Origin of the sequence: Stenotrophomonas sp. ZAC14D2_NAIMI4_6 (assembly GCF_003086875.1) — a bacterium.
In the GTDB taxonomy this organism is placed as follows: domain Bacteria; phylum Pseudomonadota; class Gammaproteobacteria; order Xanthomonadales; family Xanthomonadaceae; genus Stenotrophomonas.
This window is the reverse complement of sequence record NZ_CP025996.1, coordinates 2,592,946-2,606,420: the sequence shown is the minus strand read 5'-3', so window position 1 is coordinate 2,606,420 and position 13,475 is coordinate 2,592,946. Positions and strand designations below refer to the sequence as shown.

Sequence of the window (13,475 nt, the reverse complement as noted above, 5' to 3'; positions counted from 1 at the left end):
GCCGAACCGGACAAGCAACGGGGCCACCATGAAGGACGAAATCATTGGCACCGCCGCAGGTGCTGTGGCGAAGGCTGCGCCACCGGTGACGGTCGCCGGCGCGGTCGCTGCCGGCGCAAACCTCGACCGCGTGGTGGTGGTGCTGACGATCATCTACCTGGTCGGCCAGATCAGCTACCTGGGGTGGCGCTGGATCCGCGAGTGGCGCCAAAGGGCTCAGGCATGAAGGTCAAGCTGATCGGCGTAAGCGCCGCTGCGGTGATCGCCTTGGCCGGAACGGCCCTGGTGAAGCCTTGGGAAGACTGGTCGCCCACGCCATACATCGACATTGTTGGCGTGGCCACGCATTGCTACGGCGACACCAGCCGCCCGGAGAAGGCGGTCTACACCGAGCAGGAGTGCGCAGCAAAGCTCAACAGCCGTCTCGGTATCTACCTGACCGGAGTCAGCCAGTGCATCAAGGTGCCGCTGGGCGAACGCCAGTGGGCGGCGGTGCTGAGCTGGACCTACAACGTCGGTGTGGCCGCAGCCTGCAACTCGACCCTGGTGCGCAAGATCAACGACGGCCGGCCCCCTGCGGTGTGGTGCCCCGAACTGGACCGCTGGGTCTATGCGGGTGGCAAGCGTGTGCAGGGGTTGGCCAATCGACGCGCCGCTGAGCGTGCGATGTGCGAGGGCAGGTCGTGAGCCGGCAGGTGGTAGTGATCGCCGCCTTCGCTGTCTGGTCGGCAGCCATGTTCGGCGCTGGCTGGGCGTGGCGCGGTGATCGCGCCGAGGGCAGCGAGGCCTTGGGCAAGGTGGCAATTGGCAAGCAGGCCTTACAGGTTGAGCAGCAGGCCCGCGCCACCGAACAACAGCAGGCCGAAGACCTGGCCATCATTGGAGCGAAGCATGAAGAAGACCGCGCGGCGGCCCAGGCCGTCCCTGCTGCTGTTGTGGCTGACCTGCGCGATGGTCGTCTCCAGCTGCGCGACGACCTCGCCACCTGCAGTACCAGCCTCCTGTCCCAAGCCGTCGCCGGCGCCGTCGAACGTGACCAGGCAGCCCAACTACGAGCAGAGGTTGCGGGCGCTTTTGTTCAAGTCGGACGAGACGCAGACGACCAGGTCCGCGCCTGCCAAGCCGTGATCGAGGTGGATCGTGGTGGATGATCGGCTCGACAAGCTGCTGGCCCTAGCAGAGAAACAGCACGCCACCATCGTGGAGCAAGGCAGGCAGAACGTCGCGCAAGGCAAACAGATCGCGGAGCTTGGCATGCACGTCGGCTTGCTGGTCCAGGCAGTTGCGCAGCTGTTGGGTGAAGAGGCCGACATGCCAGTCCAAGACGAGGGCACTGAATCGCCGCGCGTCGACCTGGACGGGAACCCCTACTGATGGCTCGCCTACGCACGGTCCCACCGCGCATCGGCGCAGTGTCGACGCGTATCAAGAGCGTGACTCCGGGAAGCTGGCGCGGTGCCGAGACGAGCAGCGCCAAGCGTGGCTATGGATACCGCTGGCAGAAGTATCGAGCGAGCTTTCTGGAGACGCATCCGCTGTGCGTGATGTGTGGGGTGCGCGGCCTAGTGATGGCCGCATCGGTGGTAGACCACATCACTCCACATAGGGGTGATCACCGCCTCTTCTGGGATCCGAAGAACCATCAGTCGCTTTGCAAGCCCTGCCACGACGGAGCCAAGCAGCGAATTGAGCGTGGCATCCCATAATCGTGGAACAAGCTCATTTCGGCATTAGGGCTTAGTGTGTTCCACGATTTGGCTCGAAACATACGGAGGGGGTATCAAAAGTATGGAAGTGATTCGGACCTAGACCGCGCCCCCTCGCACGCGTGGAAAAAAATCCCGCAGGAATGGAATTCAGCAAATGGCAGGTGTCAAAGGCAAGAGCGGCGGCGCGCGCAAGAATGCAGGCGGCGCAAGGCCTGGCGCCGGTCGAAAGCCCAAGCTTTCAACGCCCGCGCCGCCAAAGAAATCAGCAAATACGAAGGCTGCTGCGGCACCGGCCAAGAAGGCCGCTGCGGTAGAGGTCCAGCTGGAGCCGCAACCGAAAGGCGGCGCTCTGAAGCGAACCAAGGCGGTCGCTGTCGAGCAGGAAGAGACGGACATGCTCACCCTGCTCCAGCGGATTGCCCTCGGCCAGGTGGCGGCGACGGCTATTCAGGTAAAGGCGGCCTCTGCTGCATTGCCCTATACCCACGCGAAGAAGGGTGAGGGCGGCAAGAAGGAGGAGCGGCAAAAGAAAGCCGAGGCGGTGGCGGGTCGGTTCGCCCCCTCTGCGCCACCGCGGCCGAGGATGAACTGACATGGGCGTGCCGATTTACACGACCGCATGCCCCGACTGGGCCGAGAGGTTGGTGGCCGGGCAGTCGATCATCCCGCCCCCGATCTATCCGGTTCAGGCCCAGGAGGCTCTGTCGGTATTCAAGCAACTGCGTATCGTCGATGCGCCCGGCAGCCCGACCTTTGGTGAGGCATGCGAGTCATGGGTTTTCGACTTCGTCGCGGCCATCTTCGGCGCATACGACGCTGAGACCGGGCGCAGGTTGATTCGCGAAGTGCTGATGCTTATCCCCAAGAAGAACAGCAAGTCCACGCTGGCGGCGGGGATCATGGTGACCGCGCTGATCCTGAACTGGCGCGTGTCGGCGGAGATGATCATCCTGGCGCCGACGGTCGAGATTGCGAACAACGCTTTTGCTCCAGCGCGGGACATGATCAAGGTCGATGAAGACCTGTCCGAGCTGTTCCATGTGCAAGACCATGTGCGAACCATTACCCATCGAACGATGGGGGCCACCCTGAAGGTGGTTGCCGCTGACAGTGAAACTGTCGGTGGCAAGAAGGCGAGCTGGGTTCTGATCGACGAGGAATGGCTTTTCGGCAAGCGACCGAATGCTGAGGCCATGTTCCGCGAGGCGGTCGGTGGGTTGGCCTCAAGGCCTGAAGGGATCGTCATCAAACTGACGACTCAGTCCGACGAGCCACCTGCTGGCGTGTTCCGACAGGACCTGCAGCGCATGCGGGACGTGCGCGACGGCAAGATCCTGGATCCCCAGTCGCTGCCCGTGCTGTACGAGCATCCACCGGAAATGGTCAGCGCAGGTGATCACCTGAAGCTGGAGAACATGCCGCTGGTGAACCCCAATTTTGGGGTCTCGGTGGACTCGGAGTTCCTGCGGCGCGAGTACGAGAAGGCCGACCAGGCTGGAGAGCATTCCCTGCGCGGCTTCTTGGCCAAGCACGCCAACGTCGAGGTGGGGCTGAACCTGCGATCTGACCGATGGGCGGGTGCTGACTTCTGGCTGCAACAGGCCCGGCCGGAACGGGTGGCCACCCTGGAGGGCCTGCTACAGCGCTGCGAGGTGGTCACCTGCGGTATCGACGGCGGCGGCCTCGATGACCTTCTCGGCCTAGTTGCTGTGGGGCGTGAGCGCGAAACACGAAAGTGGCTGGCCTGGGCCCATGCATGGGCGCATGAGATCGTCCTGCAGCGCCGCAAGGACATTGTCACCAAGCTTCAAGAGTTTGAGGTGGCAGGTGATCTGACAATCGTGAAGCTGCCTGGCCAGGATGTTGACCAGGTCGCTGATGCGATCTGCAAGATGAAAGCAGCAGGACTGATGCCGGACGAGAACGCCATCGGCGTTGATCCGGCCGGCATCGGTGCGATTGTCGATGAACTGACCACGGAGGCCCGCGGGATTGATCTCAAGCAGATCGTAGCGGTGTCTCAGGGCTGGAAGCTAAATGGCGCCATCAAAACGACCGAGCGCGCATTGGCTGGTGGCGATCTGATCCATGCCGGGCAGCCGCTTATGGCGTGGTGCGTTGGCAATGCAAAGGTGGTTCCTGCCGGGAACGCCATCACGATCACCAAGCAGGTCAGCGGTACTGCAAAGATCGACCCGCTGATGGCGCTGTTCAACGCGGTGTCGTTGATGGCACTCAATCCATCTGCTCGCGGTCCCTCTGTGTATGAGAGCCGCGGCATCCGATTCCTATAAGGAACCACATGTCTCGTTTCAATGCCGAAGCTCTGGCGTCTCTGGATCGGTACTGGAACCCACCAGCCGCCATTGAGTCGCCTCCAACGCCGGGCGCGCGCGCTGAAGCCGGACAGTTCTCCGGGATGAATGATCCGGCCTTGCTGGAATTCATGCGGTCCCGCGGTGGCCACGGCGGTGGCGGCTACCAGCTACGCAACATGGCGGTGCTGAGGTGCCTGTCCCTGATCTGCGGGACCATCGGCATGCTGCCGCTGAACCTGGTTGAGTCGGGCGGCAAGAAGCGGATTGCGACCGAGCACCCCGCGCACCGCCTGCTCAAAATTAAGCCGAATCCATGGCAGACGCCGTTGGAGTTCAAACGGCAGATGGAGCTGGCCCGCCAAAGGCACGGCGATGGGTACGCGAGGATCATCTGGTCGGCCGGCAGGCCTATCCACCTGATACCGCTGGACTCCCTGGCTGTTCGCGCTGAGCTTGGCGACGACTGGCGGATGGTCTATCGGTACAACACCAAGAAGCGCGGCGAGGTAATCCTCAAGCAGGAGGAAGTGCTTCACATCCGTGATCTGTCCGTGGACGGCGTGACCAGCCTGTCCAGAATGAAACTGGCAGACCGGGCCATCCGCCTGGCGCTAGATGCGGAACATGCTGCGAGCCGGATCTTTGAGACCGGCAACATGGCTGGCGGCGCCATCGAGGTGCCGAATGCGCTCAGTGACGTGGCGTATGAGCGGATGCGCAATTCCCTCGACACCGATTACGCCGGCGCCGCCGCCGCACAGCGCTGGATGCTGCTGGAAGAGAATGCCAAGGCCAATAAGTTCGGCAGCACCGCCCAGGAAGCCCAGCACGTTGAGAACCGCAGCGCGCAGGTGGAGGAAGTAGCCAGGCTGTACGGCGTTCCTCGCCCGCTTCTGTTCCTTAGCGACACCAGCTGGGGTACAGGCATCGAGCAGCTGGGGATCTTCTTCCTGCAGTACACGATGCTGGAGCACTTCACCAACTGGGAGCAGGCCGTCGCGCGTTCGCTGGTCGCTGAGCATGACTTGGAGCGATTCCAGCCGAAGTTCAACGTGCGTGCGCTGATGCGCGGCACGCTCAAGGATCAGGCGGAGTTCTTCAAGGCGGCTCTTGGCTCGGGTGGTACTGCGCCGTTCCACTCTCAGAACGAGGTCCGCGATCTACTGGACTATCCGGAGTCGGATCAGCCAGGGGCCAACGACCTAGTCAACCCCATGACACAGAAGGGAAAGAGCAATGAGCCTTCGGCAGCTGCCTGAAATCCGAGCCGAGCGAGGACTCGGCGCCGCCCAGTTCGATATGCGCCCCGACGCGCTGGAGCGCTGGGAGCCCGAAGTACGCGCCGCAGGCAACGACGCGAACAGCATCTCGATCTATGACTCCATCGGCGAGAACTGGGAGGGGACTGGCATCACCGCCAAGCGGATCAGCGCTGCCCTGCGAGCCATTGGCGATAAGGACGTGGTGGTGAACGTCAACTCGCCCGGTGGAGACTTCTTCGAGGGCGTTGCGATCTACAACCTGCTGCGTGAGCACCCCGGCCGCGTGACCGTGCAAGTCATGGGTCTGGCTGCCTCGGCCGCGTCGGTGATCGCGATGGCTGGCGACGAGATCCTGATGGGAGACGGGTCGTTCCTGATGATCCACAACGCTTGGGCAGTAGCCATCGGCAATCGCCACGATATGGCTGACGCAGCAAAGCTTCTGGAGCCGTTCGACGCAGCCATGGCCAAGGTGTACGCCGCCCGCTCGGGCATCTCCGAAAGCGAAGCTGCCCGGATGATGGACGAAGAGACCTGGATCGGCGCCGCCCATGCGGTAGACGATGGTTTTGCCGATGGCCTGCTGGACGGGGCGGCCGCGACCAAGGATGCCAAGCAGGCATCTGGTGGGCGCAAGGCCTTGGCCCTGGTCGAGGCGGCAATGGCGAAGGCGGGCCACTCCCGTTCCATGCGACGCGACACCCTGAAGTCACTGTTCAACGGCAAGCCGAGCGCTGCCGGATCCGCTACGCCGAGCGCTAGCGTCAACGAAACCTCGGCCCTGTTGCAGGGCCTTCTCGACAATCTCAAAGCCTAAAGGGCCGACACATGACCAAGATGACCCACGGCCGCATCCCGCGCGGCCTCGTTTCCGTGCACGCCGACGGCGGCAACCAGCCGGACGTGAAGGCGCTGGTGGAGAGCCTGAACAAGGCTTTCGCCGACTTCAAGGCCGAGCACAACAAGCAGTTGGACGAGATCAAGAAGGGCAACGCTGATGCGCTGCAGGCCCTGAAGGTCGACAACATCAACGCCGATATCACGCGCCTGCAGGCCGCCGTGGACCAGGCCAATACCCAGATGGCCGCATTCCAGATGGGTGGCGGAAGCGCCGGCAGTGGTGTCGCGGATGCCGAATACACCGATTCGTTCCGTGCCCATTTCCGGAAGGGTGAAGTGCAGTCCGCCCTTAACAAGGGTGCGGCCGACGAAGGCGGCTACCTGGCGCCGATTGAATGGGACCGATCGATCACCGACCGCCTGGTGATCGTCTCGGACATGCGTCAGCTGGCGAACGTACAGCCCTGCTCCGGTGCTGGCCTGACCAAGCTCTACAACACCGGCGGCACGTCCTCGGGCTGGGTCGGTGAGGAAGATGCGCGACCGGAAACCGCCACGTCCAAGCTTCGCCCTCTGGGCTTCGGCTGGGGAGAGATCTACGCCAATCCGGCCGCGACCCAGCAGCTGCTGGACGATGCCGAGATCGACCTGGAAGCCTGGCTCGCCGGCGAAGTGGAGCTGGAGTTTGCTCGCCAGGAGGGTGATGCCTTCTTCTCGGGCAACGGTGTCAACAAGCCGTTCGGCATCCTGACCTACGTGGAAGGCGGCGCCAACGCGGCCAAGCATCCGTTCGGCGCGATCAAGGCTGTGAACAGCGGCGTCGCTGCGGGCATCAACGGTGACAGCATCCTGGATCTGGTCTACGACCTGCCGTCCGCGTTCACCGCCGGCGCCAGGTTCGCGATGAACCGAAAGTCTCAGGGCATGGTCCGCAAGCTGAAAGACGCGCAGGGCAACTACCTGTGGCAGCCGTCGCTGGTGGCGGGTCAGCCGTCGACCCTGGCTGGTTTCGCGCTGCAGGACGTGGCTGCCATCCCGGATGTGGCCGCGAATGCGACAGCGGTGCTGTTCGGCGACTTCAAGCAGACCTACACCGTGTACGACCGCAAGGGCGTGCGGGTGCTGCGCGATCCGTACACCAACAAGCCGTACGTGATGTTCTACACCACCAAGCGCGTGGGCGGCGGCGTGCACAACCCCGAGCCGATGCGCGCCCTCAAGATCGCCGAGTAATCGGCATTACAGCGACCGGGCGGCCTTGCGCCGCCCGGCTTCCAACCTTTGATCTGGGAGCCACAATGGCAAACTTCATCAAGCCCTTTCGCGGAGTGCCGAAAGGTGAGATCTATCCTGTTCAGTTCGTTACCGGTGATCCTTGCCCGCCTGAGCTGGAAGCCGGCGCGCTTTCCGTCGGCGCAATTACGCTGAGCCCGGCCCCCGCGACGATCCTCTTGGGATCGGATCTGCAGCCTGCACAGTTCTACTTCGAAGATGGTGTCGAGGTCCTGCTTGGCGACGTGATTGCGCTCGCGCATGGCGCCTCCGGCCTTTCTGCCGAGGACTGGAACGCGCTGAGTGCGGCCACGCGCGAATCGGCAATCGCCGAAGTCGTGCAGCGCCTGTCCGCTGAGGCAGACGAGAAGAAGGCCGCAGCCACTGCCGCGGCTGTCGCAGCAGCGGCGGTTGCAGATGAAACGCCGACCGACGCGAAGGCCGCTCTGATCGTGAAGCTGGAAGCGTCGAACATCCCCTTCGACAAGCGCTGGGGCGTGGAGAAGTTGGCTGTCGCACTGGCCGAGGGCAAGAAGGACTGATATGGCCATCGTCTCTATCGCACAGGCCCGCTCGCATGTGCGGGTGGAGGCGGACTACCCGGTGGAGCAGTTGCAGGATGCTATTGCCGGCGCAATCGACGCCGCGCAGGCGTACCTCAATCGCACGGTCTACGAGAGTGCCGACGACCTGGCTGCTGCGAGGGCGCTGTACCCGGGATCAGTGAGGGCGGCAGCGGCTGCCAGGGACCAGGCCCTGGCCGATGCGGTCTTCATCGAGAGCGACGAGGAGCGCGCAGCGACCATTCGGGTTGCGAAAGTTGCCTATCAGGAGGCCGTGCTGGCCGCTGGGGCAAGCGTCCACGGGGCGGTCGTCAACCCCAGCATTGTCTCGGCGGTGTTGCTCACCATCGGCCATCTGTACGCCAACCGGTCTGACGTGGTCGTTGGAGCCACGGCGGTCGAGCTTCCCCTTGGCGCCAGGAGCCTCCTGCGCCCCTATCGAAGGGTGATGATGCCATGACGCTTCAAGATGGGGACCTGCAGCATCGCATCCGGTTTGAGCGCAAGACCGTGACGCGCGACCCGCTTGGCGGTCCGGACAAGGCGACCTGGGTTGAGGTCGTGTCTGTCTGGGCGAAGGCGATCAACAACCTTGCAGCGACAACCGAGGCTGTGGCTGCAGGTGCGGAGCGCTACAGGGAGCAGGTACGGTTCGATATCCGGCCGAGAAACGTTGATCCGCTGTGGCGAATCGTGTTCCGGGGCCGGAACTTCGACATCAAGAGCATCGCCCCCAGCAATGACGGCAGTGAGATGGCGATCATCGCCGTGGCAGGGCTGAGCAATGGCTGACCAGATTTCGATTCAGGGCCTGGAGGGCCTGCTGCGTTCGCTAGGGGAGTTGCCTAAGGCGATCCAAGGCAAATCGGTGCAGAGGGGGATGCGCAAGGGCGGCAACATCATCAGGGATGATGCCCGGCGGCGGGCGCCGCGAGAATCAGGGTTCATGGCCTCGCAGATCGTGACCCGCAGGGCCAATGCCAGAAACCGGCAGCGTGCAGGTGTGGGTGCGGGCGGCGAGTACTTCACCGTTGGGGTGAAGACTGGCCGCCGTCGCAAGTACGCCAACACCAAACGTAATCGCCGCAACGGCCGCGTCGGAAGAACGTACGAGGAAGCCGGCTGGGCCTACTACTGGCGCTTTGTCGAGTTCGGGACGAAGAAGATTCGGGCCTCCCCGTTCCTGACCCCCGCTGGCGAAGCCAAGGGCCCGGAGGCTGCACAGGTGGTCATCAACGAGACTTGGGCGGCGCTCGAGAAGCAACTGAAGAAGGACGGCTGGAAATGATGGTGCCCCTGATCCAAACGCTGTTGCAGGACGCCGCGACCGTCCGGCAGGTTCTTGGCGACCCCGTCCGGGCGTGGCTGGGGAATGCGCCCCAAGATACGTCGCTCCCCTACGCGACCTGGGAGGTCGTCGGCGGTTCGCCCACTGCCCTGCTGTCCGAGCCGTCTCCGGCCGATGCTTGGCGGGTTCGGTTGACCGTATGGGGCGACAGCTTGACGCAAGCCAATGACGTGGCCGTTGCCATCCGCGATGTGGTCGAGAGAGTTGGCTGCATCGAGTCGTACAATCCGACGCCCGACAGCGAGGACACCGATGCTGTAGGCATTTCCTTCGACGTGCGTCTACTTTCCCGTCGGTAGTTACTTGGGCAGCTTCTTTCGGCGCTGCTCAACTCGCAAATTCTTATCCGCTATTCTGGCGATCGGCTGTACAACAGCACCAGTGTCCGGCGCGCGCTTCCTCAGCCAGTCGATCGCTAGCCGTGATGCTGTCTCTGCCCAAAGAATGTTCCCCAAAACAAGTCCGATTGCGACTGATTTGCTTGGGTTCTTGAAGAACAGCGGTCCAATCAGTCCCATGGCTCCATAGGAGATGAACACGGCAGCTCCTATTGCGATGACGATGCACTCAAGAACTGGCCTATTTCTCTTGAGTTGCTCTTTTAGTTCGGCTCCCGTAAGGCCGTAGACATAGCTTGTCATTGTGGTAATGCAGGCGGCGCCAATAAACGCCAGTGAGTACCCAAAGCAAAAATCGGTGAAGGGCTGTCGATACTGTTCGGGATCCTCGCTGATGGTTAGAACCACAAACCCCGCGAGTGCGACCGCCGTGGAGAACCATCCTATCGCGTGAAAAAGCTTCTTCATTACTCGCAGTCCATTGCCCTCAGTTAGCAGACTATCGGCGGGAGTTCTTTTTACTTGAGCCGAGATTGCCCATTTCCATCGCCCAGAACGGGCCCCAAGCAGAGGTAGATCATGGGACAGGTTCTTAAGTCCAAGCACACCCAGTTGTTCATTGCCATCGGCGCGGCCGAGGTCATCAAGGTGACCCGCGTGCGGTCCGTCGGCTTCCCTGATGGCCAAGCGTCGGAGATCGATATCTCCGACTTCGACGATGACTGGGATCAGTACGTTGCCGGTCGCAAGGCTACCGGCAGCACCACTATCGAGGTCATCTACGACGCCGAGGATTCCGAAGCGCTGGAAGAGCTGCACCGCACCGGCGCGGTGGTGAACTTCCTGGTGACGGCGCCGGAGTCGGAGACGGCCGGCGTTGCCAAGCCGGCGGCTGTCGCTGGCGTCATCACCCCGCCGGACAACGTGCTTTGCAAGCAGTTCAACGGCTTCGTTCAGAACTTCGCCGTGACCGTGGCGGACAACGACGTTTGGAAGGCGACGCTGACCATTCGTGGTTCCGGTGCCGTCACCACGCACCGCCCGGACTGATCGGCCGAACGGCGCTCTCTCTTTTGGCCCGCGCGAGCGGGCCACTCTCTTTGGCAGGGCGCGCGGATCCACCGCGTGTCAGCCGTGCGCGGTCCGCGCGCCCTGCCGCCATACCTGGAAACGGCCAATGAGCAAGACCAACGAAACCAACGACTCACAGCAGGTGGAGCCGGTGAGCATCCTGCAGGCTTTCACCAACGCGGGCATGTTCGCGGCCAAGGATGTGCAGCCGGATACCATCGAGCTGCCGGATGGCAGCAAGGCCCAGTTCTACGTGCGTGCTCTGCCGGATACGGAGTTCCGCAAGCTCTACGCTTCCGGCGACCGCGCCAAGCTGATCGCAGCCACGATCTGCAACGAGGACGGCCAGCGCGTCCTCACCGAAAAGCAGGCCGGCGAGCTGAAACCCAAGGTGGCGGCCAGCCTGCAGTCCATCGCGCTCAAGCACGCCGGTTTCGGCAGTGATGCCGACGCCCTGCTGGAAGAAGCGGGAAACGACTAAGGAAGCGCGGCGAGGATTGGTTTTGGCACGTCCTCGCCGGGCACCTGCATCGTACGGTGGCAGAGCTTCGCGCCACCATGTCTCGGCGGGAGTTCCTGTGGTGGTGGGAGTTCCACAAACGTAACCCCATCGACCCGGTGAGCATCCACCAGAAGCCGGCCGCGCTGATCGCGTACGTCACTGCTGCGCACAGCCAGGGTGGCACCAAGCGCAACATGCAGCACTTCTTGGACACGTTGGTGCCACGATCCGACGAGGACGAGGCAAACGACTGGTTCGAATCACTCGGATGACCCATGGCCGATACCTTCGGGCGCTTTGCCGCGCTTCCAATTGGCCCTCTGCTCGCGGCCCGCGACGGAGGGCTCACCCTGGCAACTACTGCGGCTGCCGATACCAACCGCTGCGCTCGCTCCGACTTCGCGCTGGCCGATGGCCTAGTGGGGGTCGAGTTCGCGCTGTGGGGCGATGACGACCTGGCGGCAGTGGTCGGCTTCGTGACCGCGGCGGCGGCCCTGGATGAATCCCCCGGCTCCAACGGGGATGGCATTGGCTGGGAGCTGGCCACCGGGCGGCTGGTGCAGGGAATCGGCGCCATTGCCACCGGACTGCCGGTGGTGGCCCGCGGCGATATCGTGGGTCTGCGCGTTGCCTTCGGCAGCCCCTCGCGGCTGAACCTGTATCTCAATGGCGTCCTGGTCCACCAGCGCGATCTGCTGCTGGCCGGTCCATTGCACTTCGCGGCGGGTCTGGCTGCATCCAAGGCAGGTGGGCTGTGTCTGGCGGTGAATGCGGGGCAGTGGGGCGCGCGTAGCGAGGCGGCGCTGGCGGGGTGGAAGCTCGATGCCAATGCCTCGGCCACGCCCCCGGTGAGGTTGGCCGATGCCGACTGGCTCAGCGCGCCTGGCGACAGCCCGGCCAATGCTCGATACGAAGGCCTTGTCGCCGAGGGTGTCAGCCTGGTGCAAGAGCTGAGCTTCTGGCCTTGGGGTGGCGATCCGGTTTCGCAGACGGCGGCCGCGCAGTGCCTGGTGGCCGATGCCGACGGGGTGCTGGACGCATTGGCGCTCTCCGGTGGTTCGGGCGAATCTGTCCGAATCCTGATGGTGGATGAGTCCGCCATGCTGGCGGATGCGGAACCAGCGTTCCGCTGCGCAATCGATCAGATCGAGATCAACGACGACGGCAGCAAGACCTTGCACCTGCGGGACGCACACGATTACCTGAGCCAGACGCTGAACCGTGGCGTGTTCCTGCCCAACATCGAGTCTCTTGCATGGAAGCCTCAACCGGTCGTGATCGGCGCGGTGGCCAGCGTGCCGGCCGCCGGCGGCAACTCGGACGCAACGGCGATGTTTCTGGCCGACGTGCCAGTGTTCGTCGAAGCGGTCATGGACCGCGGCGACCTGATGGAGCCGGGCACGTTCAGCACCACGCCGGACGGGCAGCAGTTGCTGATGAAGTCGCCACCGGTAACCCCGGTGGTGGCCGACCTTTCCAGCATCGGGCCCGGCATGGCGCCTGCGACGCTTACTGCTGCCGTCGCTGATGTGATGCGTAGGCTGGGGCAGGGTGCATGGTCGGCGGCTGACTGTGGGGCTGTGGACACCGCCACTGGCTATGCGGGCGTTGGGTACTACGCTGGCACCTCGATCACCGGCCGGGATGCGTTGAACGCGATCCTGCCCAGCTTCGGGGTGGGGTGCTACCAAGACGCGGCCGGCATCCTTCGATTCGTCCAGGTGGTTGCGCCGGAATCGTTCACTGGCCAGATGGCGTTTGAACTGTCCGAAGCCGATATGGCCAGCGATCTGGTGGGGGTGCCGGACGAGGCGCCGAACCTTACCCGCCGCATGGCCTACCGGCCGAACGCGCAGGCGTTGGGTGCGTCCGACCTGGTGACGGACGTGATTGACGTTCCCCAGGCCCGCCGCGACGAACTGACGGGGCTGTACCGGGGCCAGGTGTACTCGGCTGGCCCGTTGGACCCGCACTATCGCCGGGCCGATGCGGCCGACCCGGTGATCTCGCTGTTTTGGAATGCGGCCGACGCCCAAGCGGAAATCGACCGCGTGGTGGCGATTTACCAGCGGCAACGGTTCTTCTACCAGGTGACCGTGCGAGGCGACCAGCAGCTGGCACCGCTCCCCGGTCAAGTTGGCCGGCTGACCTACGGTCGCTACGGCCTTGCCGATGGCAAGCCGGTGCTGGTGCGGCGCGTGGAGCGCAACCCTGCCACGGGTGACGTGGTGCTGACGGTGTGGGGGTAAGGG

At 63.7% G+C, this 13,475-nt stretch carries 20 protein-coding genes; 19 read left to right on the top strand and 1 reads right to left on the bottom strand.

What is annotated here, in order from left to right; all coding sequences use genetic code 11:
- Window positions 1–28 precede the first annotated feature (28 nt).
- The 15 genes from C1933_RS12025 to C1933_RS11955 all read left to right on the top strand — a co-directional run bounded on the left by C1933_RS12025 (window position 29) and on the right by C1933_RS11955 (window position 9,611).
- On the top strand, window positions 29–226 hold the full coding sequence (locus tag C1933_RS12025; RefSeq protein ID WP_108753458.1) for a hypothetical protein: 198 nt from the start codon (window positions 29–31) through the stop codon (window positions 224–226).
- Window positions 223–687, top strand: coding sequence for a lysozyme (locus C1933_RS12020; RefSeq protein ID WP_108753457.1), 465 nt, complete (start codon window positions 223–225; stop codon window positions 685–687). Before C1933_RS12025 ends, C1933_RS12020 begins: the two co-directional genes overlap by 4 nt.
- Window positions 688–701: 14 nt before the next feature.
- Complete coding sequence (locus C1933_RS12015) at window positions 702–1,151, top strand: lysis system i-spanin subunit Rz (RefSeq protein ID WP_234414518.1); 450 nt, start codon at window positions 702–704, stop codon at window positions 1,149–1,151.
- Window positions 1,144–1,374, top strand: a complete 231-nt coding sequence (locus tag C1933_RS12010) for a hypothetical protein (protein WP_159093994.1) — start codon at window positions 1,144–1,146, stop codon at window positions 1,372–1,374. Before C1933_RS12015 ends, C1933_RS12010 begins: the two co-directional genes overlap by 8 nt.
- Entirely contained in the window at window positions 1,374–1,706 is a 333-nt protein-coding gene (locus C1933_RS20485; protein WP_108753455.1) for an HNH endonuclease signature motif containing protein, read from the top strand. The genes C1933_RS12010 and C1933_RS20485 overlap by 1 nt, the downstream gene beginning before the upstream one ends.
- Window positions 1,707–1,863: 157 nt before the next feature.
- Window positions 1,864–2,301: a hypothetical protein gene (locus tag C1933_RS20130; protein ID WP_159093993.1), complete on the top strand. Its 438-nt coding sequence runs from the start codon at window positions 1,864–1,866 to the stop codon at window positions 2,299–2,301.
- Between the two features lies 1 nt (window position 2,302).
- A complete protein-coding gene (locus C1933_RS11995; protein ID WP_108753453.1) occupies window positions 2,303–4,003 on the top strand; it encodes a terminase large subunit in 1,701 nt (566 codons plus the stop codon).
- 8 nt (window positions 4,004–4,011) lie between these two features.
- On the top strand, window positions 4,012–5,286 hold the full coding sequence (locus C1933_RS11990; RefSeq protein ID WP_108753452.1) for a phage portal protein: 1,275 nt from the start codon (window positions 4,012–4,014) through the stop codon (window positions 5,284–5,286).
- Window positions 5,264–6,106: a head maturation protease, ClpP-related gene (locus C1933_RS11985; protein WP_108753451.1), complete on the top strand. Its 843-nt coding sequence runs from the start codon at window positions 5,264–5,266 to the stop codon at window positions 6,104–6,106. The genes C1933_RS11990 and C1933_RS11985 overlap by 23 nt, the downstream gene beginning before the upstream one ends.
- 11 nt (window positions 6,107–6,117) lie before the next feature.
- Window positions 6,118–7,362: a phage major capsid protein gene (locus tag C1933_RS11980; RefSeq protein WP_108753450.1), complete on the top strand. Its 1,245-nt coding sequence runs from the start codon at window positions 6,118–6,120 to the stop codon at window positions 7,360–7,362.
- Between the two features lie 65 nt (window positions 7,363–7,427).
- The gene (locus C1933_RS11975; protein WP_108753449.1) at window positions 7,428–7,943 is read left to right on the top strand and encodes a hypothetical protein; all 516 of its coding nucleotides are present in this window, start codon (window positions 7,428–7,430) and stop codon (window positions 7,941–7,943) included.
- A 1-nt stretch (window position 7,944) separates the two neighbouring features.
- Complete coding sequence (locus C1933_RS20245) at window positions 7,945–8,424, top strand: head-tail connector protein (protein WP_108753448.1); 480 nt, start codon at window positions 7,945–7,947, stop codon at window positions 8,422–8,424.
- Window positions 8,421–8,756: a phage head closure protein gene (locus C1933_RS11965; protein ID WP_108753447.1), complete on the top strand. Its 336-nt coding sequence runs from the start codon at window positions 8,421–8,423 to the stop codon at window positions 8,754–8,756. Before C1933_RS20245 ends, C1933_RS11965 begins: the two co-directional genes overlap by 4 nt.
- Window positions 8,749–9,252: an HK97-gp10 family putative phage morphogenesis protein gene (locus C1933_RS11960; protein WP_108753446.1), complete on the top strand. Its 504-nt coding sequence runs from the start codon at window positions 8,749–8,751 to the stop codon at window positions 9,250–9,252. Before C1933_RS11965 ends, C1933_RS11960 begins: the two co-directional genes overlap by 8 nt.
- On the top strand, window positions 9,249–9,611 hold the full coding sequence (locus tag C1933_RS11955) for a DUF3168 domain-containing protein (RefSeq protein ID WP_108753445.1): 363 nt from the start codon (window positions 9,249–9,251) through the stop codon (window positions 9,609–9,611). The genes C1933_RS11960 and C1933_RS11955 overlap by 4 nt, the downstream gene beginning before the upstream one ends.
- Here C1933_RS11955 and C1933_RS11950 read toward each other — a convergent pair whose 3' ends face one another.
- Window positions 9,612–10,118 (bottom strand): hypothetical protein, encoded by a 507-nt coding sequence (locus C1933_RS11950; RefSeq protein ID WP_108753444.1) that lies wholly within the window; start codon window positions 10,116–10,118, stop codon window positions 9,612–9,614.
- A 111-nt stretch (window positions 10,119–10,229) separates the two neighbouring features.
- On the opposite strand from C1933_RS11950, the gene C1933_RS11945 reads away from it, so the two are divergent.
- The 4 genes from C1933_RS11945 to C1933_RS11930 all read left to right on the top strand — a co-directional run bounded on the left by C1933_RS11945 (window position 10,230) and on the right by C1933_RS11930 (window position 13,472).
- Window positions 10,230–10,700, top strand: coding sequence for a hypothetical protein (locus C1933_RS11945; RefSeq protein ID WP_108753443.1), 471 nt, complete (start codon window positions 10,230–10,232; stop codon window positions 10,698–10,700).
- A 127-nt stretch (window positions 10,701–10,827) separates the two neighbouring features.
- Entirely contained in the window at window positions 10,828–11,202 is a 375-nt protein-coding gene (locus tag C1933_RS11940; protein WP_108753442.1) for a hypothetical protein, read from the top strand.
- 56 nt (window positions 11,203–11,258) lie between these two features.
- Window positions 11,259–11,495, top strand: coding sequence for a hypothetical protein (locus tag C1933_RS11935; RefSeq protein WP_234412123.1), 237 nt, complete (start codon window positions 11,259–11,261; stop codon window positions 11,493–11,495).
- A gap of 3 nt (window positions 11,496–11,498) precedes the next feature.
- Window positions 11,499–13,472, top strand: a complete 1,974-nt coding sequence (locus C1933_RS11930) for a hypothetical protein (RefSeq protein WP_108753440.1) — start codon at window positions 11,499–11,501, stop codon at window positions 13,470–13,472.
- Window positions 13,473–13,475 lie beyond the last annotated feature (3 nt).